This is a genomic window from Bifidobacterium sp. LH_491 (genome assembly GCF_056356495.1).
Genome location: NZ_JBKEUI010000001.1, coordinates 778,016 through 801,278, shown reverse-complemented (window position 1 = coordinate 801,278; position 23,263 = coordinate 778,016). Strand labels below are relative to the sequence as shown.

Annotated in this window: 22 protein-coding genes, 2 tRNA genes and 1 pseudogene; 4 read left to right on the top strand and 21 right to left on the bottom strand. The window is 60.6% G+C overall.

Going from position 1 to position 23,263, the window contains the following annotated elements; genetic code table 11:
* Positions 1 to 444 precede the first annotated feature (444 nt).
* Positions 445 to 1,551, bottom strand: coding sequence for a nucleotidyl transferase AbiEii/AbiGii toxin family protein (locus AC1AWK_RS02860; protein WP_476567959.1), 1,107 nt, complete (start codon positions 1,549 to 1,551; stop codon positions 445 to 447).
* A gap of 56 nt (positions 1,552 to 1,607) precedes the next feature.
* A complete protein-coding gene (locus tag AC1AWK_RS02855) occupies positions 1,608 to 1,775 on the bottom strand; it encodes a type II toxin-antitoxin system RelB/DinJ family antitoxin (RefSeq protein ID WP_476567958.1) in 168 nt (55 codons plus the stop codon).
* Positions 1,776 to 2,813: 1,038 nt separating this feature from the next.
* Here AC1AWK_RS02855 and AC1AWK_RS02850 point away from each other — a divergent pair.
* A complete protein-coding gene (locus AC1AWK_RS02850) occupies positions 2,814 to 2,972 on the top strand; it encodes a hypothetical protein (RefSeq protein ID WP_476567956.1) in 159 nt (52 codons plus the stop codon).
* A gap of 201 nt (positions 2,973 to 3,173) precedes the next feature.
* On the opposite strand, the gene AC1AWK_RS02845 is transcribed toward AC1AWK_RS02850, so the two are convergent.
* The 9 genes and pseudogenes from AC1AWK_RS02845 to AC1AWK_RS02805 all read right to left on the bottom strand — a co-directional run bounded on the left by AC1AWK_RS02845 (position 3,174) and on the right by AC1AWK_RS02805 (position 9,790).
* A complete protein-coding gene (locus AC1AWK_RS02845) occupies positions 3,174 to 3,413 on the bottom strand; it encodes a hypothetical protein (protein WP_476567955.1) in 240 nt (79 codons plus the stop codon).
* Between the two features lie 11 nt (positions 3,414 to 3,424).
* The gene (istB, locus tag AC1AWK_RS02840; protein WP_476567953.1) at positions 3,425 to 4,141 is read right to left on the bottom strand and encodes an IS21-like element helper ATPase IstB; all 717 of its coding nucleotides are present in this window, start codon (positions 4,139 to 4,141) and stop codon (positions 3,425 to 3,427) included.
* 59 nt (positions 4,142 to 4,200) lie between these two features.
* Positions 4,201 to 5,648: pseudogene (istA, locus tag AC1AWK_RS02835) on the bottom strand (IS21 family transposase).
* Positions 5,649 to 5,970: 322 nt separating this feature from the next.
* Positions 5,971 to 6,654 (bottom strand): response regulator transcription factor, encoded by a 684-nt coding sequence (locus AC1AWK_RS02830; RefSeq protein WP_476567951.1) that lies wholly within the window; start codon positions 6,652 to 6,654, stop codon positions 5,971 to 5,973.
* Complete coding sequence (locus AC1AWK_RS02825) at positions 6,648 to 7,928, bottom strand: sensor histidine kinase (protein WP_476567950.1); 1,281 nt, start codon at positions 7,926 to 7,928, stop codon at positions 6,648 to 6,650. Before AC1AWK_RS02825 ends, AC1AWK_RS02830 begins: the two co-directional genes overlap by 7 nt.
* Complete coding sequence (locus AC1AWK_RS02820; protein WP_476567948.1) at positions 7,925 to 8,461, bottom strand: VanZ family protein; 537 nt, start codon at positions 8,459 to 8,461, stop codon at positions 7,925 to 7,927. The genes AC1AWK_RS02825 and AC1AWK_RS02820 overlap by 4 nt, the downstream gene beginning before the upstream one ends.
* A gap of 194 nt (positions 8,462 to 8,655) precedes the next feature.
* The gene (locus tag AC1AWK_RS02815; RefSeq protein WP_476567946.1) at positions 8,656 to 8,835 is read right to left on the bottom strand and encodes a hypothetical protein; all 180 of its coding nucleotides are present in this window, start codon (positions 8,833 to 8,835) and stop codon (positions 8,656 to 8,658) included.
* Between the two features lie 528 nt (positions 8,836 to 9,363).
* Positions 9,364 to 9,591, bottom strand: coding sequence for an uberolysin/carnocyclin family circular bacteriocin (locus AC1AWK_RS02810; protein ID WP_476567944.1), 228 nt, complete (start codon positions 9,589 to 9,591; stop codon positions 9,364 to 9,366).
* Positions 9,578 to 9,790 (bottom strand): hypothetical protein, encoded by a 213-nt coding sequence (locus tag AC1AWK_RS02805; RefSeq protein ID WP_476567942.1) that lies wholly within the window; start codon positions 9,788 to 9,790, stop codon positions 9,578 to 9,580. The genes AC1AWK_RS02810 and AC1AWK_RS02805 overlap by 14 nt, the downstream gene beginning before the upstream one ends.
* 836 nt (positions 9,791 to 10,626) lie before the next feature.
* Between AC1AWK_RS02805 and AC1AWK_RS02800 the strand changes: the two genes are divergently transcribed.
* Positions 10,627 to 11,034 carry a hypothetical protein gene (locus AC1AWK_RS02800; RefSeq protein WP_476567941.1) on the top strand — a complete coding sequence of 136 codons (408 nt, stop codon included), beginning with the start codon at positions 10,627 to 10,629 and terminating at the stop codon, positions 11,032 to 11,034.
* A 508-nt stretch (positions 11,035 to 11,542) separates the two neighbouring features.
* Positions 11,543 to 11,773, top strand: coding sequence for a hypothetical protein (locus AC1AWK_RS02795; RefSeq protein WP_476567939.1), 231 nt, complete (start codon positions 11,543 to 11,545; stop codon positions 11,771 to 11,773).
* A gap of 142 nt (positions 11,774 to 11,915) precedes the next feature.
* On the opposite strand, the gene AC1AWK_RS02790 is transcribed toward AC1AWK_RS02795, so the two are convergent.
* The 9 genes from AC1AWK_RS02790 to AC1AWK_RS02750 form a co-directional block, all read right to left on the bottom strand.
* Positions 11,916 to 12,833 carry a HipA domain-containing protein gene (locus AC1AWK_RS02790; RefSeq protein WP_476567937.1) on the bottom strand — a complete coding sequence of 306 codons (918 nt, stop codon included), beginning with the start codon at positions 12,831 to 12,833 and terminating at the stop codon, positions 11,916 to 11,918.
* Positions 12,834 to 12,961: 128 nt separating this feature from the next.
* Positions 12,962 to 13,034, bottom strand: a tRNA-Asn gene (locus tag AC1AWK_RS02785).
* A gap of 101 nt (positions 13,035 to 13,135) precedes the next feature.
* Positions 13,136 to 14,179 carry a tRNA (adenosine(37)-N6)-threonylcarbamoyltransferase complex transferase subunit TsaD gene (gene tsaD, locus AC1AWK_RS02780; protein ID WP_476567935.1) on the bottom strand — a complete coding sequence of 348 codons (1,044 nt, stop codon included), beginning with the start codon at positions 14,177 to 14,179 and terminating at the stop codon, positions 13,136 to 13,138.
* A 15-nt stretch (positions 14,180 to 14,194) separates the two neighbouring features.
* Complete coding sequence (gene rimI, locus AC1AWK_RS02775; protein ID WP_476567933.1) at positions 14,195 to 14,761, bottom strand: ribosomal protein S18-alanine N-acetyltransferase; 567 nt, start codon at positions 14,759 to 14,761, stop codon at positions 14,195 to 14,197.
* Positions 14,758 to 15,540: a tRNA (adenosine(37)-N6)-threonylcarbamoyltransferase complex dimerization subunit type 1 TsaB gene (tsaB, locus tag AC1AWK_RS02770; protein WP_476567931.1), complete on the bottom strand. Its 783-nt coding sequence runs from the start codon at positions 15,538 to 15,540 to the stop codon at positions 14,758 to 14,760. The genes rimI and tsaB overlap by 4 nt, the downstream gene beginning before the upstream one ends.
* Positions 15,541 to 15,642: 102 nt before the next feature.
* Positions 15,643 to 16,542: a Nif3-like dinuclear metal center hexameric protein gene (locus AC1AWK_RS02765; protein ID WP_476567929.1), complete on the bottom strand. Its 900-nt coding sequence runs from the start codon at positions 16,540 to 16,542 to the stop codon at positions 15,643 to 15,645.
* Positions 16,543 to 16,629: 87 nt separating this feature from the next.
* Positions 16,630 to 19,488, bottom strand: a complete 2,859-nt coding sequence (gene polA / locus AC1AWK_RS02760; protein ID WP_476567927.1) for a DNA polymerase I — start codon at positions 19,486 to 19,488, stop codon at positions 16,630 to 16,632.
* Positions 19,489 to 19,509: 21 nt separating this feature from the next.
* Positions 19,510 to 20,286 (bottom strand): ANTAR domain-containing response regulator, encoded by a 777-nt coding sequence (locus AC1AWK_RS02755; protein ID WP_476567925.1) that lies wholly within the window; start codon positions 20,284 to 20,286, stop codon positions 19,510 to 19,512.
* A 261-nt stretch (positions 20,287 to 20,547) separates the two neighbouring features.
* On the bottom strand, positions 20,548 to 21,165 hold the full coding sequence (locus AC1AWK_RS02750) for an NUDIX domain-containing protein (RefSeq protein WP_476567923.1): 618 nt from the start codon (positions 21,163 to 21,165) through the stop codon (positions 20,548 to 20,550).
* A gap of 228 nt (positions 21,166 to 21,393) precedes the next feature.
* Here AC1AWK_RS02750 and AC1AWK_RS02745 point away from each other — a divergent pair.
* Positions 21,394 to 21,467: transfer RNA gene (locus AC1AWK_RS02745), tRNA-Leu, on the top strand.
* A gap of 291 nt (positions 21,468 to 21,758) precedes the next feature.
* On the opposite strand, the gene pyk is transcribed toward AC1AWK_RS02745, so the two are convergent.
* The gene (pyk, locus tag AC1AWK_RS02740; RefSeq protein ID WP_476567921.1) at positions 21,759 to 23,207 is read right to left on the bottom strand and encodes a pyruvate kinase; all 1,449 of its coding nucleotides are present in this window, start codon (positions 23,205 to 23,207) and stop codon (positions 21,759 to 21,761) included.
* Positions 23,208 to 23,263: the final 56 nt, after the last annotated feature.

Below are 23,263 nucleotides of genomic sequence, written 5' to 3'. Positions count from 1 at the left end.
GCACGGATCATACTCTGGTCCACACACCGAGCGCCCCATCAATACTCACCTTCACGCTCAAAACCAACGAAGCCGCGACAATCCTCAAGCGCTTAGCAACCTTACGCAAGCCTGCTCGTTTGCATGGTGTCTAGCAGAAAACTGGATGATGTTTTGCCCAGACTTTTTCATAAGACTAAAGACTAAAAACTAAAGACTAAAACACAAAACGTTTCATCCGCACTGCACAACATTGACATTATGTCTACATATGAACTACACCCCTCACGGTCTGTCACACGCGGTTGTGACGCACAGGCATCGCAGACTCTTCCACCCTGCGACGTCCCCTTGAACCCGCCGACACCCTGCACGTGGGCGTACCCAGGGCCCCTGACCACGCTAGCCACCCGCGAGAACCGGCTCTTGCGCTACTTCAAAAACCGATGAACACCCACACGCAAGTCACCCCAGCCACGCACCGACCGGCAGCCCGACGCGACCGAGGGCGGCAGCAAACCGAACCTTCAACAGCTGAGGATCGATCGACGGGGCTGGTTGCGTACGCACGAGGTGCTCAAACCAGCCATGATCCTTGTAGGCAAAGGCCATACGCAACATGTCTTTTGCATCATGGGAAAGCTCGCCGTAGTAACGTTCGGCGATGAACGCAACATCGAACAGATCGCACACCCCATCGCGCGACATGAGCGCGGCGCACGCCTGCTTGCATAGTTCACTGATGGTATAGGCCAGGATGCCGTCGACGACGGAAGTCCTCTCCGCCTCCACAATCGGACGCCGCAACGACAGTTCGACCTTCAAGGGACGTTCACCATCGCCATAATCGATGAACGCCCGACATACCGCAGCCGTAGCCTTCGCCTTGCGCCAGGCATATCCCTCTTTCGTGCAGACCGATTCGATCGCGCCGAAGAACCGCGAAGACGAGACGTTCGCCCGAGCCGCATCCACATCAATGTCCTCACAGAATCGGTCGAGTCCGTAGCATTCCATGAGCGCAGTACCGCCTTTGAGAATGAACGGATTGTCCGAAGCCGAATTGATGCCACGAAGCACGGCGCGAACGGCCTCGCCATGCGCACGACGATTCACCGTCCAAACCATCGACGCCAACCCCTCTTGAACATTTTCGCACGCTTCCTCGCACGCATCTTTGCGAGAGGCCCGGTAGTCCAGCCAATCGCAACGGTATTCACGCCCCATGAACCGGTCGATATCCGGCCAGTCCGGACGCCCGTACAGCAGCATGACATGGCTCATGACCGGCCCATCGGTAAGCGGATTGTCGAGGAAATGCTCACGCATGCCCTGGGCGCTGCCGAACAAACCCTGCTCGACCAGATCCAGGCACGCGCGCACATGCCCCGCCAACGGCGCCATGCCCAGGCCGGGAACCTCATGCATCGCAATATCGAACATGCCAAACGGCGACGTATCCGTGTCCAGCCACATGGGATGCGCCCAATCCATCGCGCTGAAATGCCAATCGCCCGGAGTGAACGACCTATCGCCCAGGTTCAACGCATGCATACCCGTCACATACCGCATCGCCGGCCTCCTTCGCCGTATACAAACCCGTGCGAACACGCATGACGGAAGCTGATTCACTCCCGCCCGTCGCCGGACAACGGGCGGAACGGCATCGCATGCTCGTTGACCGACTGGCGCAGGAACACGTTGATTGCGGTCGAAAGACTCATACCCATCGATTCGTACAGGGCCGCCACCTCGGCCTTTATATCCTCGTCGACCGTCGCGATAACCTTCGCCATAAGACACCCCCTATAGGCATACATGATAATAAATGACATCTTAATATGTATCATCCGAATACAAATGCTGTCGCCGCCGGGTCGATTCGCCCGATCCTTCAGAGAGTCGATCAGAAAGAACAGTGAATTGCAGACACGGTCGCACAGCCCGTCGACGACCGTCTGCTAGCGCGTCAGCGCGGGCAATCCTCGAAGTTCACCAGATTCGCCATACCACCGACCTCACGGAATCCAAACACCAACCCGACATGCACAATGACCTTCACTTCTCATATCCGAGAAAGCGGGTTATAGGCCAAAATGTGTGTCCGGAACGGGTCCCGAAGCGTTGCGGCAGTAGGCGCGAGAGGCGTTTGCATGTGGTTGTCTGAACGGTATGAGGATTCCTTCGTGCCCCGGATACCATGAGACGATGAAGAAGAACGGCAGGACCTCCGCCGGCAGGACACGTACGAGACGTTCGGCATTCCCAACCGGTACGGCACCGGCATCGACTGGAACGAATTCCACACCCAGCCCAGATACCCGGACGCCATCGACCAGCCCCACCGCAGACACACATTTTAGCCTATAACCCTATCCTTTAAGTGTTCTGGAAATATTATCGAATTCTGAAATATACTCCTCAAACGCCTTATTGATTTCAGTCTTGAGTTCTTGTTTATTTCTATATACCTTCAAAAAACACCTCCGCACCCTCTGAACCGCTCCCCCATATATTCATATCCAAGAAATCTGAGGTTCGCGGGTCACTCTTCAATACTACGTAGACGAAGATCACGAGCCGATCACCGATTCTGACGTGTTAGACTGCATACAGCACCAGCGCGCGGATTGCGCTGAAAAGAAGTCAGTGCGACTAAGCATATGACCTTACAGCGTGTAAGAGTCTGCATTCCCATTATTATACGCCAGACAGGTCTCTCCGATTAGTAAAAAGCCATCATGACACGTAAAACTTGATATGCGAGTTTACTGAGGGTAACATAAATTATACACTTTATATCCACTTGTAGAGAGAGAAAGCGGAGAAGCAAAATGTCTGACAAAGATGTCATTCAGACTGAATCTGATGCTCCACCAAAAAGCCTTGATGATGATTTAGCTATGCGAAAGAGCGGTAATTTGTTTACTGCCATCGGGGCATCAGTGGGAGCAATTCTGGGGCTAATTGCCTACATACAACATTGGTTTTAATTAAATAAGGAGTATTCAAAGTGGGGCTATAGGCCAAAATGTGTGTCTGAAATCGTCTTCCAGGCCTTGTGAGACAAGGGTTTTCGAGGGTTTGGTGGTTGTCTGAACGGTATGAGGATTCCTTCGTGCCCCGGATGCCATGAGACGATGAAGAAGAACGGCGGGACGCGCCGCAGCGACGCACCCCATCCACCAGAAACGTCACCTCCGCAGACAGCTCAGCGCCGCGATCAACAGCGCAACGAACGCAACGTCGATCAGACGCTGGCAGACCACTCCGGCGACGCACAGCGCCACCACCGGTCGTGTAGGATGAATAGCGGTCGAGCGGCAAAGGCTACTTTTGTGTTTTGTCAAATTGAAGCAGTCCAGAATGGCGTGTCGATTCAGTCCGAAAAAGCGGCGGGTTCTGGTCCAATTGAGCGAAAAGCCCGCCGCCATTGTTTCTTCTTCTATCCCATCAGGGCGTGGGTTCGCCTGTACGACTCTCCCTCGAACCTGATCATCCTGCCGTGGTGCACGGTCCTGTCCACGATCGCGGTGGCCATGTCCGGATCGCCGAACACGCGTCCCCAGCCACTGAACTCGATGTTCGCGGTGTAGATCACGCTCTGCCGCTCGTAAGCGTTGGTCACGACCTGGAACAGGAGCCTGGATCCCTCCTCGTCGACCGGCACGTAGCCGAGCTCTTCGATCACGAGGAGCCGCGCCTTGGATATCAGCGCGAGCTCCCTGTCGAGCCGGCCTTCGGCCGACGCGCGCAGGAGACGCATGACCAGTCCGGCCGCGGTGAAGAACCTCGCCGGGATACCGTCGATGCACGCCTTGCGGGCCAGCGCGACCGCGAGATGCGTCTTGCCGGTCCCGGGCGGGCCGAACAGCACCACGTCCTCGTTACCGGCGACGAAATCCAATGATTCCAACGCCTCACGTCCGTAATCGACCGGGAAGCGGACCGGCGTCCAGTCGTAGCCGTCGAGTTCCTTGACCGACGGAAGACCCGCCTGTTTGAGCAGCCTGGCGCGTTTCGACCGCTCCCTCGATGCCAGCTCCGCGTTCATCCACGAGAGCATGAACTCCATCTGGACCGGGGTCGCGGACTCCAGACTGTCCGCGAGCACCCTCCTGGTCAGCGGCAGGCTCCTGGCGAGCTCCATGATCTCGTCCATCCTCCTGCCCGTTGACGCGCGTCTGCTTCTGGTATCGGCCGTGGAACGCGATGGCTTCGTCACGATTCATCTCCTTTCCCTCCGGGGTTGTTGAACCTGTCGTAGACGGTGAGTCTGCCGGCCCCGTCGTCCACGTCGGGCGGATCTCCCTGCGCGATCCGCCTGTCCAGCGCGAGCAGACTGGCCTCGTCGGGGCCCCTGCCGCCCTCCACGATGAAGGCCATGGCCCGGACCGCGTTCCCGAAGCCGCTGGCCGTGCTGGCCCTGTGCAGCATCGTCAGCTCTCGCCGTCTCGCTTGGGGGTCCAACGCGTCGAAACGCGGCACGAGTTCGCCGGGAAGCTCGCCGCGCAGCGGCGACTCGGCCCACACATTCGGTTTCCTGTCCAGCGCGGGCAGCAGCGTGGCGGGGTTCCTGACCGTCGTCCCGCCGCTGCCGTAGGAGCGGGGAAGGGTGTTCACGTGCCTGCCGTCGGTGGTGCGGATCTCCACCTCGAACGCGCGCAGTCCCGCGAGCAGGGTCCAGCCGCGCCACGACGGACCCGCGAGATACCGGACCGAGCCGATCTGGATGTTGCCCTCCTTGTCGGCCTTGCGCTCGACCCATTCGACCGCGTCGAAACGCACGCGCGGCAACGGCTGCAACTCGTCCCGCTCCTCGTCGAACAGCTCGCGTATCGGCCTGCCGGAACGGTAGTGGCCCGTCTCCGCGACCGCGTCGCACCTCGACAGCAGGTGCCTCGTCAGCTGCCTGTGGCTCTCCGCGTTGGGCTTGGGGACCATGAGGTTGCGCCGCAGGAAGCCGACCGCGTTCTCGACCGAGCCCTTCTCGTTCCCGGAGTAGGGGTTGCAGAACATGGCGAACACGCGGACCACGGTGACCTTGTTCCATGCGACGCGGTGGCCCGCGCCCGTGGCGTTGTCGAGCACCAGCACGCGGGGGCCATGCCGATGTGGTCGAAGATCTGGGCCAGGCCCTCGCACACGCATTCCGCGTTCTCGCCCGGCATCGCGGCCACGTACCGCATGTTCGAATGCGGGAACGTGGCGACCAGGCAGTGGATCCTGGAGTCGCTGCCGCCGATCGTGGCGACGGCCTCGCCGAAATCGACCTGCATGACCCCGCCGTGCCAGTCGAGCTCGAGGTACCCGTCGCCATCGGGACGATGCTCCTCCCGCCACTTCTTCACGTAGCGCCGCACCGACGAGTACGAGCCATGGAACCCCTCCTCCTCCACGAGCCTGGCGTACACGCGCCTGGCCGTGTGGCGCTGCTTGCGGGGCATGAGCCTGTCCGCGGCCAGCCACGAATCGACGGTGTCCGAACGCGCGTCGATCAGGGAAAGCCGTCCCTTCCTGACCGCGGGCTTCGGGGAGCGGTCCTCCATGGTCGCGTATTTCCTGACGGTATCCCTCGACACGCCAAGCCGTCTGGCGATTTCGCGCCATGACACGCCCTGGGCGTCGAGAATCCTGATACGTTGTTGTATCGACATCGGTTTCGTCATTCCTTTCCTTTCCCGAGTGGCCCCGCGCGGGCCGGGTGTGTTTCAACTCGGGAAAATAGCAGGGTTATGGCGGACCGGTGCCCTTCATCTCGCCGTTTCGGTGAAACGGACTAATTCCTACCGCTTTTTCGGACTGAATGGTTACGCCGCATCGGCCTAACTTCTATTGAACAAACACAACGTCGGTTCTACGGGAAACCCGACGATTGCCCCCTGCCGGCCCGTCGGAACGCCCCTGCCGTTGCGGTATTCGGTCCGCGCCCGGCAACGTCATGCGGGAAACGGCGCCGTCCGGGTCGTGGGAACGGGGAGTCCGACGCCGTCACAGGATGCGTTCGCGCACGCAGACACGGATGGCCTCGGCCCGGTTGTGCACGCCCATCTTCCTATAGGCATGGTTCATATGGGTCTTCACCGTCCCCTCGGACATGTGCAGCAGACGCGCCGTGGCCGCCGTGGTACGGCCCCGCAGATACTCCCGCAGCACCGCCACCTCGGTCTCGGTCAGCATCATGCGCACGAACGACCACGACCGTTCCCTCCAGCCGGACAGATCGTCACGCCCCGCGGCCGCGGCGACGGCCCTGACGTACTCCTGAAGCGTGGCCTCCTTGCGTAGCACCGCCGACACACCCGAATCCCGCGGAACGGCCCCGACGGCGTCGGCCCCGAACGCGGTCACCGCCACGACGCGGACGCCCGGATGCCCCTCACGCACACGCCGGGCCAGTTCGACCCCTCCCATCCCGGGCATCGACACGTCGGCCAGCAGCACATCGGGCACCATATCCGGCGATCCGCAGCACAGCAGCGCCTCACGGGCCGAACACACGCTCCACAGCACACGGACCGGCGTCGGTGCATCGTCGAACATCGCGGCCAGAGCCCTCGCCACCACGGGGTCGTTGTCGACGATGCCAACGGTGACAGGAGACGGCGCGGCCATCCCCGACCCGTCGGGCTCCGCACGACGACGCGGCCCGGCAGGCCGTCCTTCCCTCAGCATCCCTCCCCCTTCGCCGATACGACGCATGGTATGACCGCGTACACGGTCCATTCCCCGGACTCGTCCGCCCACCGCAGCGATCCGCCACGCCGGTCTAGCTCCCGACGAAGCAGCGCCAGCCCGCAGTCCGACGACAGGACCGACTCCGGGCATGGCCCGCAGGCGCCGCCGCGCCCGTCCGTCGCCGGAACGGAGCCGCGCCCGACGGCATCGCGGCCAGCGGGACCGCGCGCAACGGGATTGGAGGCGAACACGCGTATGCGGTCCCCGTCGACGTCGACCTCCAACGCGAACGCCCCGGGACTGCCGTGCTTCAGCATGTTCACGCCCAGTTCCCGGACGCACCGCTCGGCCAGCCGCACCGACGCCGCGTCGACGTCCGAGAGGTCCCCGCTCACACGCACCAGGCCCTTCCACCCCCGCGATTCCAGCCATCGGTCCAACTCCGCCGCCGTCGCCGACAGGCACGGGCCAGGCGTCGGAACGGCCCCATCGCCCGCGGAGTCCTCCGGCCCAGCGCCGACGGGGCCCGCGCCCCCGTCAAGCAGGGCGCGCTCCGGAGCGAGGACGTCCTCCCGCAGCCGCGTCAGGCTCCGTTCCAGGATGTCCCCGACCTCGCGCATCCCCGCCAGCGCCGTGACGTCGACGTCCCGGCGGGAGACGACGGCGCGGCAGCGCAGCAGCGCGCCGACGAGGTCGTTGGCCAGCGAATCGTGCAGCAGCCCCAGCATCCGCAGCCGATGCTCCCGCTGCCGGGACCGTTCGTCCCGCACCGCCCCGGCGCGTTCGGCGTCCACGGCCCTGCCCGCCATCGCGCCGACGCACCACCACATCGCGCACGCCTGCACGGAAGACGCGGCCTCGGACAGCGGCCCGAACCCCGACACGGCCCCCAGGAGCCCCGGCAGGCATCCGAGAACGAGCGCCGCCGCCACGGACCACGCCGACCGCCATCGATGCCCGAGCACCGCCAACGCCAGACAGACCGGCACGGACGACAGCCAGTTCACGTCCGGCCCGGGAACCGGCAACGCCACGAAAAGGCCCCCGCACGCCACGACGGCCAGGGACACCGCGACAGGGGCGCAGGGAAGAACGACAAGCAGGACCGTCATCGCCGCCACCGGGACGTCCGGCAGGACATGCGCCCCCGCCCGCCACGACCAGACCCCGAACCGCCACGCCCAATCCCCGGCCAGCCACGCCGCGCACAGCCACGACGGCAGGCACAACACCGCACGACGCCGGAGCACACCGACAAGACGCCGCATCACGCCCGGACCACCCTGCGGACCACGTAACGGCCGCCGTCGCAGCGAAGCACGCACACATGCGCGCGCAGCCACGATGCCGCCGCCACGCCGCATAACACCCCGCAGTAATTCACCAGGACGTCGTTGACGTCGCACACGCCGAGAGACAGCGCATACTGCAACGCCTCCGCCGACAGCAGCACGGCCGCCACCCCGACATGGGCCCACGGCGATTCCCTCAACGCATCGGTCAGCATCATGCCCACCGGAACGAAAAGCAGCACGTTCAGAACCAGCGTCGGGGAAAGCGGCACGAGCTCGTCCACGATCGCCGCGACATCCCAGTTCACGCCACGCACCCCCACGCTCTTGCCCATCACGGCCCCGGCCAGCAGCACGCAGTACACCACCGCCTGCGCATCGCCCGCCGACTTCGGAACCCCCGAACCGAACACCCCCAGATCCCAATAGCACACCGCCACGGCAACCGACACGACCGCCACGGCCATCCCGACCCCCAAAACCGGATCGGACTCCAACGCCCCACGCGTCATCGACAGGAGATACGCCCACGCCACACGCGCGTACACCCAATACGCGAAACCTCCACACGCCAGGGACGCGACCAGCCTGACCGGCGTATGACGCGCCCGCCCGGCACCGATCGCCCCATGCCGTCCGACCCTGCGAGGAGCCCCGCCTGCCCCATGTCTGCCACCCATCACAACACCTTCCAAACAGCCGATAGTCATATGCACGAATCCCGCCGATCGTCTCCGACGTCCCGCACCCGATCCGGCCCGCCGTTTCGGTGCAGTACGGAGTTGACCTCATCAGCATGAGCCACACTTCCAATGCTGACGAGCAGCATGGTCAGAAGCAACACCACAAAACTTGTCAACGTGATTTTAATATTCCGGCATTTCATATACGCTCTCCTTGAGTTTCAAGGCGTAGCAGAATGCGACGCCAGACGTATTGTATGGTGTCGTTTGTCGTGGCAAGCTGCGAGACCTCATACGAATGGACAGAGTTCTCAGGATTTGATTTCACAGGTCCGCTGTCGCCCTACAGTGTACACGCTTATGGCAAGTCGGCCCCCACCGGCCGATATTGTAATGAAAGTAAAGTCGTATCCTCATGTATGGCTCCTAGCTCCGCATCAGCGCTTCAGAGTTCAAATCCTCGAGGGAGCACTACGAGAAGCCTCGATCGAATATCAACCAGGCTTTTTCATATCTGCTGCAATCCTGTCTAACACTCTGTGTCGCTCTGCCGTATCTTTGCATCGACGTTTATTGACCATTGTCATTTTCGTAATTAAAAATGTTTGCTTTAGTTCATCCACCACTATCGCCTATCAAAAAGCTGTCGAAGACTTCAGAGGAAATCTCCAGTAGCTTATCCAAAAAAGATCTCTTAGCACCTGCCAACATTTACGGACGGTGATTGTTATTTACCAAGCGTCTGCTGCAGCAGCACCTCGCTCGGTGACAATCTTCTTGACTTCCGTAACAAAGGCGGACCGACCCATGGTCAGGATTGCATCTACGCCACCACTAAGAATCGAAGTAATTGCTAGGATAATCGTGACTAGTGCAGGTCCAATCAAGATGACACTCACCACACTCATAGCTATGGCTGTGCTTACACGCGATGTATCAGCAATCTTAAACATCGTCATCTTGAGCTTTCTTTCCTTTTGCGAGATATATTCGCGTTGCTCGAACCAATAAGATCGCTAAAACAAGCGGGATGACTACCCATTTAGGGAATTGCATTGCGTTGAAAACCAATGCAATTGCAATTATCCATGCGTATGCCAAAAGCTCCCACCATTTTGGTGTAAGACGATGACGAACGTTTTCCTCATGCTCTTGCATAAAACCTCCATTCCACGCCAGATAGGTTGCTATCTACAATGTCAGGCATAGAACATTGGTATAGGTAGAGGCTGTATTAACAATCTCCAGCCGCTAATCTACGTCTGCATATCTAATAGAGTCTAGACAAACACCTTTGATCGGCTCTTGGTAAGGTGAGTGACCGAGATTCTCCGTATATTCTTTGACGCAAAACAAATCTTTCATAGTCGCATCTAACTCGCAGCAAAGCTTCAGCGCATCGCCCAGTCTTGCAGTCTTGGCTTGGCTGCACCCTTTTCTATGGTGAGTACACCTCTGCGCGTCAAGCCGATTCATTTCGCGAACTGGTACTGTGTAAGCCCTTTCCGTTTACGGCAAAGTCTCACATTGTTTTTCAATGCATCATCTCCTTCCTTTTGGAGAATTTAATGCGACCTTTTAATACGTTAGCACTGTGCCTCAGCAAAGTCATTCGATGTTTCAAGGCGTAGACGCCATGTCTCATACGAGCCGCGCACGTACGATGACCACGTCCGTGAAAGGAATCGCGGCACCGTGAAACGAAAGGATGCGACGATGATGATGGGACCCGACGAATGCACGCCCGAGGAACGCCGTCTTGCCGACACGGCGCGGGATTTGATCGAACGATACGGCCTCCTGGACTTGGCAACGGGAATACTTCATTTAGCAGGACGAGGAACGCTCCGAACTGGCCCTGCCCCCGGAAGGGTCCAACCATGCGACGCTTGGAGTGACGGCTCCGGCCGGCACGGACGAGACGGGACTCAGACGCGCGATCATGGCCGGGTTCCTCTCCTTCGACACGGACGAACGGTTCGATGATGGGCTTCATGATTCCTAAAATCTCGCGAGGTTCGGATCCCGCAAGACTGTTGCGTTATCTGTTCGGTCGGGGGAGTCATAACGAGCATCGGAACCAGCACCTGATCGCGGCGAGCGGCGACATGGTCGATGCGTTCGGCATCGGAGGAACGCCGGAGCGGTCGTTCCGTGAGCCGGGCGATCTGTTCGATGCTCGGTATCGTCGTCTCCTTGCCGAGGGTCGTTCCTGCCCGCCGGACCGGCGCAGCCTGAAACGGAATCCCGATCGTGAGGATGGTCTGGATCGGGTCTGGCATTGCTCGTTGTCGCTTCGTTCCGAGGACGGGATCCTGACGGACTGGCAATGGTCGGACATCGTCGCGGATTACCTCAGACGGTTGAACGTGCTCGACACGGATGGCGAGGGCGCCACTTGAGTGGCGGTCAGGCACGGGCTCAGCAGGAACGGGAACGATCATGTGCACATCATGGTGCAGCTCGCTCGTGACGATGATTGGATCAACCCGTACAACGACCGCAGGCATGCGCAGAACGCGTGCCGGAACATGGAGCGCGAACGGGCCGAGCTGACACCGCTGGCTTCGGTGACGGACCGCGACCATATCCGCTACACGTATCGCGAGTGGCGTGAATGGGCCGAGTGGAAGGCGCGCCAAGACTGTCATGGCATCCCGCCTTGGGCGGATCTCGATGCCGACGCGAGAAGTCTGATGACGGCTGGCGTCATGGCCGATACGATGCCGCGGCTCGCGGTCGGTCGTCTTGTACGAGCATGCGCGATCTCGTCCAGGAGCGAGGACGAGTTCATCCGCCGTGTGCGCCGCGAGGGACTGAACATCGACCCACGGCTGCGTAGGGGCGTGGCCAAGGGATCGTTCGACACGCGGGAGCAGGTGGTCGGATACACGGTCACCTGGCGGAGCCGTGGCGGTTGGACGGAGCGGATCAACGCCGCGTGCGACGTCGGTGTCCGTGGCGACTGTGTACGAGAACGCCGGCGCTGGCGCCGGCACCGGTACCGGCGACGCCGGCAAGACGGCCCCGACCGGTGCGGCGGTCGCCGGCTCGGGTGTGCTGGTGATCGTGCTGGCGGGTGTGGCGCTGGTGCTGGCGGCCGGCAAACGTCGCCGCGAACAGGAAACCTCCGCACGATAGTCGGTCCGGGCCACACCGGCCCCGAACCGACGACGGGGATGGCCCCGATCCGCCAAGGACCAGGGCCATCCCCTTTTTCGTCATGACCACACGCTAGCCGCAGGCGACGCCGACGCCGCCCGTACGGCGTGCGGCATTGGTTTCAGAGGCGTTCCAGCATGGGCGCGAAGATCCGTTCGTACCGGTACGCCATCACCCGCGCGTGATACTCCCGGTAGCCCTCCGGCAGCACCGTCACGCCGTACGCTTGGTCGGGTATCGAATCCAGAAGTTCCAGGAACCGGTCCAGGCTGAACCGCTCCATGAAACGGCGCAACGCCGCCGTGGCCGCCGCGTCCCGGCCCGAGGCCAGGTATTCGAGCGGGGCGATCGGATGGCCTTGGTCCGTCACGTAGCAGGAGCGCACGTCGGCGGCGTCCCGGCCGATCAGCGTCGGATCGGACAGCGTGCGCGCCATCGCGTCCGCCGTGCGCTTGTTGTTGAACGAATTGCCGTTGTCGTACACGGGCGCCAGCGACCAGCCGCCGTTCCCGTCGGACAGCAGCCCCCAGTTCGAGTTGTCGCGGTCGACGTTGCGGATGAACGCGTCCACGACGAACATGTCCCAGAACCGTTCGTCCACCCCGGCGACCATGGAAAGCTCCGGAATCAGGCGCAGCGCGGCCCGCACGTCGGCCAGCACCACGCCCGAGCCCGTGGACGCGGATTGGGCGAAGCCCGGCTCGTCGTCCGACAGGGAGTTCCTCAGGTCGTGGAACTCGACGAGCCGCTCGCCCGGACGCACGAAGTCCCTGCACGCGCACACGACCCTGCCCTCCCTGACGCCCAGCACGGTCTCGTGCACCGCGATGCCCAGCAGCCCGTACACGTGCGAGCCGAGATACTCCGACACCGGCGAGGTCGTGTACGACGGAACCGATCCGCGCAGCTCGCGGGTCGATCCCGGGAATTTGAGCAGCCAATCGGCGTCCCGGTAACGCACGCCGATCTTACGCCCCGCGTTGCCCGCATAGAACCGGCCCGAACGCGGGCAATCCTCGAAGTTCACCAGATTCGCCATGCCACCGACCTCGCAGAATCCAAACACCAACCCGACATATGCAACGACCTTCGCTTCTCATATCCGAGAAAGCCGACAATATCAAGGAAAACGGAAAGGCCCCCGCCGAAGCGGGGGCCTCCGAGAAGCTCCTGCGGCTGGGCTTGAACCAGCGACCGTCCGATTAACAGTCGGATGCTCTGCCAACTGAGCTACGCAGGAATGTCTGCTGTGTTCTGCTAACTGCTGAACACAAGATGAAGATATTACACGCAAATACGACGGATGCAACTTGCTGACGCAAATCGGCGTGTCGGATGCCGTTACATCACGATGCGATGCAACGGCATCGACGAGTCGATACCGAAGTCCAACGGCGAAGGCGCCACTCCGGCTTGCACCAGATTCACGCCCAGCATCGCCACCATCGCACCGTTGTCCGTGCACAATTTCAACTGCGGAATGCGCACGTGAACGCCTTCTTCCTCACCGACCTGCATCAGCCGCGAGCGCAACTGTGAGTTTGCTGAGAATCCACCGCCCACGATCAGGGTGTCCGTGCCGTATTGTTTGCAGCCGCGCATTGCTTTGCGCGCCAATACGTCGGCGACGCTTTCGGCCAGTGAGGCGCACACGTCGTCGACGGGAATATCCAGTCCGGCCGCCTGCCGTTGTTCGATCCATCGTGCCACTGCCGTTTTGACGCCGGAGAAGCTGAAGTCGTATGGGTGTTCTCGTCCTGCTTTGCCTTGCGTCAGGCCGCGCGGCACGGCTAGGGCGTGGGGGTTGCCCGATTGGGCGTGACGGTCGATATGTGGTCCTCCCGGGTAGGGGAATCCCAGCAGGCGCGCTACTTTGTCGAAGCATTCGCCGGCGGCGTCGTCCAGGGTGGTGCCGACGACGTCCACTTTGCGGGCCACGTCCTGCACGTGCAGTAGCGACGTATGGCCTCCGGAGACGATCAATGCCATGGTGTCGGCGGGGAATGCGCGGAATTGCAGCTGGGTTACGGCGATGTGTCCGATGACATGGTTGATGCCGTACAATGGCTTGCCGCTGGCCCAGGCCAACGCTTTGGCGCCGGATACGCCGACCGCCAGGCAGCCGGCCAATCCCGGGCCTGCTGACACCGCGATGGCGTCTACGTCCGCTAGCGTCACGCCTGCGTCGTCCAGGGCTTTGCCGACCACAGGCGCCAGCGCTTCGGCGTGGGCGCGCGAGGCGATTTCGGGGATGACGCCGCCGTATCGCGCGTGCTCGTCCATGGACGAGGCCACAACGTTGGATAGCAGTTCATAGCCGCGCACTACCGCGGCGGCCGTCTCGTCGCAGGTGGATTCAATGCCCAATACCAATGGTTCGTTCATCTGCCTATTCCTCCCCTATTGCCTTGTCTTGGTGGTCGCGCCCGACGCAAACCCTACGGGATACTCATGCAGCTCAAGCGCCATGGTGTAGGCGTCTACGCCTTCGGGCTGGTAGTAGCGTTTGCGTATGCCCAATCGTTGGAAACCGAAGCGTCGGTACAGGTGCAGCGCGGGATCGTTGTCCACTCGTACTTCGAGTAGCACGCGGGCAGCGCCGCGTTGACGCGCGTCTTCGATAAGCGTCGTCAACAGTCGCGCGGCCAATCCTTGCCGCTGGTATGGCACGGATACGCCGATGGTCATGAGTTCCGCGTCATCGCCGTCATACCAATATCCGGCGTATCCTCCGATGTTCGCGATGCCCGAGGTATGCTCCCGTACGGCAAGCCAGTAGTGTCGGGCCGGAGCATCAAGCTCTTGGGCGACCATGGATGGCGTCCACGCGCCCCGACCGAATAAGGTCTCTTCCATAGATGCGATGGCGGCGATGGTGTGTTCGCGCTCGACGCTGGTCCACGGCACGATGTGCCACGGCTCATTGGCTTGCAGCCATTGGCAAGCGGCCTCGTCATGCACGCTCATGCGGTTCGCTCCGCGCCATCATGGTTAAGGACGTGCTTGAGCGGATGCGGCACGCTGACGTCAGGACGACGCAAATACAACGGTTCCACGCTGTCCTGGCCTTGCGCCGCGGCACGTATGGCGCATGTTGCCATGGCGCGCAATCCTGCCTTGCCCCAATCAGCCAGCGACACATCCTCCATGCAATACGGCATGTCAAGCTCCTGCCATACCGCTTCATACGCTTGAGCGCCATGACCGACGATATCCAAGGCAACCGGCCCGTCCTGGCCCGCAACCAGCTCGCCAATACGCCGCACCAATGAGGCGGGATAGTCAATATCCATCGCCAGCACAACATCGCCCTGTTCGTCAAGCATGGTGGCATACAGCTGACGGCGACGCGCATCATTAACCGCCAACGTGTACCGTGCCGCCGCACTCTCCTCTTGCGGCATCTGACCACCATCCGGCCACGGCACGTCCCCTCGCCTGGCCGCACGCATCAGCTCGGCCTGCACCGTGAGAATATCCTGGCCGACGACACGCGCCCCGGTAGCCAAACCAAGCGCCTTGGCCGCCACGACGCCGACCCGCAATCCCGTGAACGGCGCCGGCCCCACCCCCACCACAATGGTGTCAATATCGGCCGCCGTAAGCCCGGCCTGACGAACGGCGCGATCAATATTGCCTTGCAGCCGTTCCACATGGAGTCGAGAATCCTGCTCGCTAACGGGATCATGCCCCACAATGCCTACGGTCGAACCGAATGACGTGTCGATCACCAACGTCTGTGCCATGCTCGTTTCGCTCCTTGCCTTGTCCTGGCTCGCATAGTGTTCTTGCACGTGTATGACGCGCGCCCGCATCCCGCAGACGAAGCGCCCCAGCTGAACGTGCGGCTATTGCGCGATATGCAATGCCCACGGGTCGGTATTGCGCGTAATCCACCGCACCTCAGGGCGCTCGCCGTATCGATTCATCACCGCCTGGGGCACATCCTGCACGGCGTAGCGGAACCACATCGATTCAATGGCACTGTGCGCGGTGTTGATAAATGCCGGCCGCGGAGCGGCATCCGCGATGTCGCCACCGCCAACCGGCACGCCTTGAGCACGCAACCATGCCTCATAGCGGGCCTGCTCGATGGCATCGGTGACAGGATGATGGCGCAAATCACTGGTGACGTACACATCCGCCCCGCTGGCCCGTACCTCGTCCATCAAGGAGTCGCCCGAGCCTGGCAGCACGGCAACCGTGCGTACCGACATGTCCAACTCGCCGCACACCTGCACGCCCAACGCCGTCGGAGGCACTTCCCGCGCAACCCGCTGCGCAAACTCGCGTAGCGACATCGACTCGGGCAAGACGCCAACCCGTCCCAAACCAACCGCATGGGCGGATTGCGGATCGTCGATCGGCACCAACGGACGCAATTGCGTCAATCCGAAAGCTTGCGCCGCCGCATGCGCCACGCCACGGAACGCGGCATCCGCATTCGTATGCCCCACCCACAGAGCACATCCCGCCTCATGCAAACGCCGCACTATATGGCCGTGGATGCCCAATCCAGAAACCTCATGCGCCGCCCGGAACAGCAGCGGGTGATGGCACACCAGCAGGTCGGCACCATACTCCAACGCCTCGTCGATCACCGCCATCGTGGGATCGGCGGCGAAAGCGATTCGCATTACAGGCGCGGCCAGATTCCCGACAATCAGTCCCGGATGATCCCAATTTTCGGCATACCGCAACGGGTACAACGTCTCTAAGACGCTTACCACATCATGCACACGTGGCATTTCCCACCTCGTTTCTCACCGGTTGGGCGCCGGCCTACGGGCCTACACCCAACCGGCATCCACTATCCGTAGTGCGGCCTGCACGAATCAGTGCGCCGCCAACTGCCAGTCATCGCCAATGCCTATGGACACATCCAACGGCACGCTGAGCCGCACCGCATGCTCCATCGCCTCGCGTACAAGCTGCGAGACTTGCTCACGCTCGCCAGGCGCGATCTCAAGCACGAGTTCGTCATGAATCTGCAAAATGATGCGGCTGCGCAATCCTTCGCGGCGCAACGCCTCATGGGTGCGCAACATGGCGATTTTCATGATATCGGCGGCCGAACCTTGAATCGGCGCGTTCAACGCCCCACGTTCGGCGGCCTCACGAACCATACGGCTGGTAGACGCCAATCCGGGGAAATACCGGCGGCGACCAAACATCGTTTCGGTGTAGCCGTCATCATGCGCCGTCGCCACCAACGATTCCAAGTAATCATGCACTTTGCCGAACGTGGCGAAATACTGACGTTTCAAGGAATCCGCTTCGGCGGGCGTAATGTTGAGCTGCTGTGACAAGCCATACGTACTCAATCCGTACGCCAGACCATAGCTCATGGCCTTCACATGACCGCGCTGGTCGGCGCCGATGGCATCCACCGGCACGCCATACACCAAACTGGCCACATATCGATGGAAATCCACACCCGAACGGAACGCCTCCACCAAGGATTCGTCGCCGGAACGATCCGCCATAATGCGCAGCTCAACCTGCGAATAATCGCAGCTGAGCAAACTCTCATATCCCTCACCGGGCACAAATGCGGAACGAATCTCACGGCCTGACGCATTACGGTTGGGGATATTTTGCAAATTGGGATCCACCGAGCTCAATCGTCCCGTTGCGGCCACCGTCTGCTCGAAGGTGGTGTGGATGCGCCCGTCGGCATCGGTCGCGTCGATCAGCGTCTGCACAATCTGCTTGAGCTTATTGGTTTCCCGGTGACGCAGCAACGCACCTAAGAATCCATTGGCGCGCTCGTTGTCGGCCGAACGCAGATACAGATCCTGCAAGGCCGCCGCATTCGTGGTGTAGCCGCCGTTCTTGGTGCGCTTGGTGGGCTTGAGGCCCAACTCCTCGAACAACACCGTCTGCAACTGCTTGGGACTTTGCAGATTCACTTCGCTGCCCGCGCACTGCCATGCGATGGCCTGGGCCTGTTCGGCGTCGGCCGAGAACGTATCGCGCATCTTCTCCAAACGCGCCATGTCCACGCAGGCACCGGCGCATTCCATGTCATAGAGCACGGAGGCTACCGGCAATTCCAGCGAGCGCAACAGCCCGAATTGGCTGCGTTCGTCCAATCCCTTCGCCAAGGCAGAGGTCAATTCACGCACTGCGGCCGCTGAAATCGCCACTTGTGGGGTGGCCGATACGCTGTCTTCGTCACCTAGGTCGAGCATGCCTTGGCTGACTGTTTCCTCGGCTTGCATGTGTGTGTGCAGTACGTAGGCACAGGTTTGGTCCAACGTGTCCAGCGTTACGTCGGGGTGCATGAGGTACGCCGCCAGTTTGGTGTCGAACCCTGGTTCTTCCAGTTGCACGCCGATGCTGTGCAGACGATGGCGCTGCTGTTTGTATCCGTGTACGGCCATGGTGCCCCGGTATCGATGCACCAGTTCGTTCAACGCTTCGGTGACTTCTGGTTTCCATGGCCATGTCAGCACGGCTGCTTCGGTGCCGCACAATATCGCCACTTGCACTACCGATGCCGTATCCGACTGCGCCATGCCGTCGGCATGGAGTACCCACAGCCCTGTCAACACATCTTGGGCGTGGGCCTCGTGGTCGATGCTCCATTGTGCGGTTGAATCGGCGTGATCGACAGAATCGGTTGCCGGTGTTTTCTTCTGAACATTGGCCGCGCTTGCCTTGACTGGCTCGCAATGCGCATCCAACCACGTACGCAAGGCTTGTGCGCTCTCGATGTCTTGGCAATGCGGAGCTTGCACGCCTTGCGGTTCGGCATCTTCCTTCTGTGTGGTTTCGGGGCGTTCTCCCCCATTGAACACTTTGAGGATGCGGTTGCGTGTGCGCACGCCGAATTCCAAGTCGGCAAATAGTGCGGTTGCTTCGTCGGCATGCAGGGAGCCGAAGGTGAGGTCGTCCATGCCCACGTCCAATTCGACGTCACGCACCAGCGCGTTGACTTTACGGTTGAGCAGTACTTGGTCGAGATGTTCGCGCAGTGCCTCACCTTTTTTCCCGGTGATGTCAGCGGCGTGTTCGACGATGCCGTCCAAGCCGCCGTACTGGTTGATCCACTTGGCGGCGAATCCGTCCCCCACACCAGGCACACCTGGAATATTGTCTGCGGTTTCGCCGCGCAACGCCGCCAAATCGGGATATTGCTGCGCGGTGACATGGTACTTCTCCACCACCGCTTCGGGCGTCATGCGTTTGAGATCCTTGAAATGATGCGCCGGATACAATACCGTGACGCGATCGTTGACCAATTGGAAGGCGTCACGATCGCCGGAAAGAATCAGCGTATTGTACCCTTCGCGCTCGCCCATGCTCGCCAAGGTGGCGATGACATCGTCGCCTTCGTATCCGGGACATTCGATATATGTCACGCCCAGCGCACCCAGCATACGTTGGATTACGGGCAGTTGCGACAGCAGCTCCTCGGGGGCCGCTTCGCGCGTACCCTTATATTGCGGCAGCATATCGTTGCGGAACGTGCCGCCTTTGACGTCGAACGCCACCGCGAGATGGTCGGGCTGTTCTGCGGCAACCACCTGCGACAGCATGGTGGCAAACCCCCACACCGCATTGGTGGGACGGCCATCGGCAGTGGTGAAATTTTCTACCGGCAATGCGTAAAAGGCGCGGAACGCCAAAGAGTGGCCATCAATGACCAATAACGTTCCGCGCTGATTATCCTGTGGGTTATCTGCCACCGTATCCTCCGCTCTGGCGGTTTAGCGGTCTTCCTCGTCCTGAGGCTTGGGCTCGCTGTACTTGGCGATAATGGCCATTGCCAAACGCTTCTTCGGAATGCGCTGATCCATGGAAGTCTTCTGAATCCAACGGAACGCACCCTGTTCGGAGAAATCAGCCTTGTCCATGAGCAATCCCTTGGCGCGATCCACCAGCTTGCGCTCCTCCAAGGTATCCTCGGCCTTCTTGAGCTGCTCTTCGGTTTTCTTCAGCTGCTCCTGCGCGTCACGCAGCTTGGCTTCGCTGCGCTCGACGTTGTCCAGCAAATCGTTGATTTCCGCAAAACGGCCCATGGCGACTTCCAGGGCGGGAATGAGTTTGGATTCCTCATACGGCTTGGTCACGTATGCCATGGCACCGGCACCCGTGGCCTGCTTGACCAAATCGGGCTGGGAGAACGCCGTGAGCATCACTACGGGAGCAATGTTCTCGTCGCAGATGACACCGGCGGCGGCGATGCCGTCAACACGCGGCATCTTCACATCCATGCACACCACATCAGGACGGTGTTTGCGGGTCAGTTCAATGGCTTCCTCACCGTTAGCGGCTTCGCCGACCACCGTATAGCCATTGTCTTCCAGCATGCCCACCAAATCCATACGGTTGACGGATTCATCCTCGGCAACCACTACGGTGCGCTTGCCCGGCTCACGAGGCTCCTGAGCAACCGATTCGTCGCCCAAGGCAGCCGCCCGCAGCTCATCTTCGGTGAGCACCTCGTCCAACACGGGTTCGTTGGTATCTGCCTGTGTCGTCATTATGCCTCTTTTCTTCACCGCACCACCGGGCAAACCGCCGTCGAGCATCGTGCTGACTCGCATCAGGGGCGGCCGGTACAAGTGGCCAACCCACTTTCGTAAACGGTCATGCCGCGGGGATCAAACGGTGTTCAATGTCCTGTTTGTTTGCGTGTTTTCGTTCTGACATCATAGCTAGCGGCGCAGATAATGGTGTGTCGGCACAATACGTGCCACAACAGGCACATCCACCCCGTGCTCACGCCTCACTGACCGCTCCCACTATTGCGCGTCAGGTTCCACATCCCGCAGTCCCGCATGCACACGCAGCACTGCAATAACCGATTTGGCGTCAACAATTGTGCCGTTAACCACCATGTCATACGCCTCCTGAGGCGTATAGAAACGTACTCCGGAACGCGGGCTTTCCGGTCCTATCTGGCTACGGTTCACCGCAGACAGTCCTGTGGCATAGAACAATGCCGTATGCTGATTCGAAAAACTCGGCGTATTGATGAAGCGCGCGAACTGCGTCATGTGCCGCGCCTCAAAACCGGCTTCCTCACGCAGCTTACGCATCGCCACATCCAACGGCCGCTCCGTCGGCGTCATGGCATGTCCAGCCGGAATTTCCAACATCCAGCGATGGGTCGGAATGCGGTATTGTTCCACGAACGGAATGCGTCCATCGTCGGTCAGCGCCAGCACTGCCACCGTATCGCCATTATTTTCCTGCACTAGGTAGCGTTCGAAATGTCCCACCTCCGACGAATCAAACGCCACATGGTCCACGGTGAAATAATGACTGTCCACGATTTGCTTGCGTGACACTTCCTGTACCGGAGAGGGGCGCCAGGGATCAAAGCGACGATAGGTCTTGCGCTCGTTCGTGTCATTCATGGAATCCTCCTTATGTCCGCTTCAATGCCGACGTTATTTGCCATTGTAGGCACGTTATCCGCCACACGCCCGAATTGCGCGGTGTGCGTAGCCGATGAGACACCAATGGCACCGAAGAACACTCCACAATTGCCGCCACCGTCATGGACGTTTTGACGCGACGCGCCCAAAACGACACACGATTGGCGTCGGTCATCTTCTGTGATATATTCTCCTAGGTTGATACAAGCCCCTGTATCCCAATTGGTAGAGGAGACAGCCTCAAAATCTGTACAGTGTGGGTTCGAGTCCCACCGGGGGCACTTCAACAGAGACCCTCAGCGTTACGCTGGGGGTCTTTTGCTATCCAACCTCCATTACGTATTTTGCAGGAGCACCCCGTAGGATACTGTCCGCGATAACTACCCTCACTGCACTGCACGCGCCATCCACTACGCAGCACGCCACCGCATTCCAACTGGACACCATATCTGGTTGTTACAGCCATCAACCATATCCGCGCTTCTACACAAAGAACCCCGCATCCTTATTGGATGCGGGGTTCTTTGCACCTTACATTGACGCATACCGCGCCTTCGACACTATGGTCGAGATTAGTCCATATCGCAGGCACCAACCGTGTGCACGTAAATGGAATCCGTGCGACCCGGCTTGTACTCACCCTGCGCGGAGCTCAGCACCACAATCTTGTCGCCATTGACGACCTTGCCGGCATCGCGCAGCACGCGATCGGTGAAAATCATCAAATCCTTACGGCTCTTGTCGTGATAGTCCTCCTCCAGCAGCAACGCCTCGGTGCCCCAGCTCAACGCCAGCCAATGATAGGTGTGCTCGTTGGCGGTCAAGCCGTAAATCGGAGTCGCCGGACGCTCACGCGAAATGCGATGCACGGTGGAACCAGTCTGCGTATATGCCACGATAGCCTTAGCATTGAGCTTATCGGCCAAATCAACGGCAGCAGAGGACACGGCGCCGGTAGACGACATATCCAGATTCTTCAACTGCGGGATACGGTCAAAGCCATGCTCCGTGGCGAAGCCGGAGATACGGCTCATCGTGTCCACGGTCACCGCCGGATACTTGCCGACGGCGGTTTCGTTGGAGGTCATGGTCGCGTCGGAACCGTCCAACACGGCATTGGCGCAGTCGGAGGCCTCGGCGCGGGTCGGCACCGGCGAGTTCACCATGGAACCCAGCACCTCGGTGGCAACGATGACCGGCTTGGCGTACTGACGAGCCAGCTCGATACAACGCTTGGTGGCCAGCGGCACCTCTTCCAACGGGCACTCCACGGCCATGTCGCCGCGAGCCACCATGATGCCGTCGAATGCCTTGACGATATCCTCAAGATTTTCCAAAGCCTGAGGCTTCTCGATCTTGGCGACCACCGGAATGCGGCGGCCCTCCTCGTCCATGATTTCGTGGGCACGATCGATGTCGGACGCGAAACGCACGAAGGACATGGCGATGATGTCAGCGCCGGTCTGGATGGCCCAACGAAGATCGGCCTCGTCCTTTTCGGTCAACGCAGGAAGCGACACCGCGACACCCGGAAGGTTAATGCCCTTGTGACTGGAGACCGGACCGGCAACGATCACCTTGGTGTGCACGTTGTTGCCTTCGACCTTGGTAACCTCCAGACGAACCTTACCGTCATCGATCAGAATCGGGTCGCCGGGATGGCAATCGCCAGGCAGACCCTTGAACGTCGTGGAGGTGATGCGCTCGTCACCCTCGATCTCATCGGTGGTGATGACGAACTCCTGACCGGCGGTCAGCTGCACCTTGTCCTCGCCCTCGGCGTTCTTCTTGAACCAACCGCAGCGAATCTTCGGGCCCTGCAGATCAACCAGCACGGCCACATTGCGGCCGGTGACTTTGGAAGCTTCGCGCACGTTGTTGTACACGCGCAGATGATCCTCGGGAGTGCCGTGGGAACGATTCAATCGCGCCACGTCCATACCAGCCTCGACCAGCTTGGTGAGGTTTTCGAGCGACTCGGTAGCGGGACCAATGGTATCTACGATCTTGGCTTTACGCATGAATGCCTGCCTATTCTGTGTATTACTTGCAATCAGACGGTACGAATACCGTCTCT

Coding starts and splice junctions, on each gene's coding strand:
- AC1AWK_RS02860 (WP_476567959.1), bottom strand. CDS start 1,551: ATGCGGTATGTGACGGGTATGCATGCGTTGAACCTGGGCGATAGGTCG.
- AC1AWK_RS02855 (WP_476567958.1), bottom strand. CDS start 1,775: ATGGCGAAGGTTATCGCGACGGTCGACGAGGATATAAAGGCCGAGGTG.
- AC1AWK_RS02850 (WP_476567956.1), top strand. CDS start 2,814: ATGTCTGACAAAGATGTCATTCAGACTGAATCTGATGCTCCACCAAAA.
- AC1AWK_RS02845 (WP_476567955.1), bottom strand. CDS start 3,413: ATGGCGGCGGGCTTTTCGCTCAATTGGACCAGAACCCGCCGCTTTTTC.
- istB (WP_476567953.1), bottom strand. CDS start 4,141: ATGGACGAGATCATGGAGCTCGCCAGGAGCCTGCCGCTGACCAGGAGG.
- AC1AWK_RS02830 (WP_476567951.1), bottom strand. CDS start 6,654: ATGCTGAGGGAAGGACGGCCTGCCGGGCCGCGTCGTCGTGCGGAGCCC.
- AC1AWK_RS02820 (WP_476567948.1), bottom strand. CDS start 8,461: ATGACGCGTGGGGCGTTGGAGTCCGATCCGGTTTTGGGGGTCGGGATG.
- AC1AWK_RS02815 (WP_476567946.1), bottom strand. CDS start 8,835: ATGAAATGCCGGAATATTAAAATCACGTTGACAAGTTTTGTGGTGTTG.
- AC1AWK_RS02810 (WP_476567944.1), bottom strand. CDS start 9,591: ATGACGATGTTTAAGATTGCTGATACATCGCGTGTAAGCACAGCCATA.
- AC1AWK_RS02805 (WP_476567942.1), bottom strand. CDS start 9,790: ATGCAAGAGCATGAGGAAAACGTTCGTCATCGTCTTACACCAAAATGG.
- AC1AWK_RS02800 (WP_476567941.1), top strand. CDS start 10,627: ATGATTCCTAAAATCTCGCGAGGTTCGGATCCCGCAAGACTGTTGCGT.
- AC1AWK_RS02790 (WP_476567937.1), bottom strand. CDS start 12,833: ATGGCGAATCTGGTGAACTTCGAGGATTGCCCGCGTTCGGGCCGGTTC.
- tsaD (WP_476567935.1), bottom strand. CDS start 14,179: ATGAACGAACCATTGGTATTGGGCATTGAATCCACCTGCGACGAGACG.
- rimI (WP_476567933.1), bottom strand. CDS start 14,761: ATGAGCGTGCATGACGAGGCCGCTTGCCAATGGCTGCAAGCCAATGAG.
- tsaB (WP_476567931.1), bottom strand. CDS start 15,540: ATGGCACAGACGTTGGTGATCGACACGTCATTCGGTTCGACCGTAGGC.
- AC1AWK_RS02765 (WP_476567929.1), bottom strand. CDS start 16,542: ATGCCACGTGTGCATGATGTGGTAAGCGTCTTAGAGACGTTGTACCCG.
- AC1AWK_RS02755 (WP_476567925.1), bottom strand. CDS start 20,286: ATGACGACACAGGCAGATACCAACGAACCCGTGTTGGACGAGGTGCTC.
- AC1AWK_RS02750 (WP_476567923.1), bottom strand. CDS start 21,165: ATGAATGACACGAACGAGCGCAAGACCTATCGTCGCTTTGATCCCTGG.
- pyk (WP_476567921.1), bottom strand. CDS start 23,207: ATGCGTAAAGCCAAGATCGTAGATACCATTGGTCCCGCTACCGAGTCG.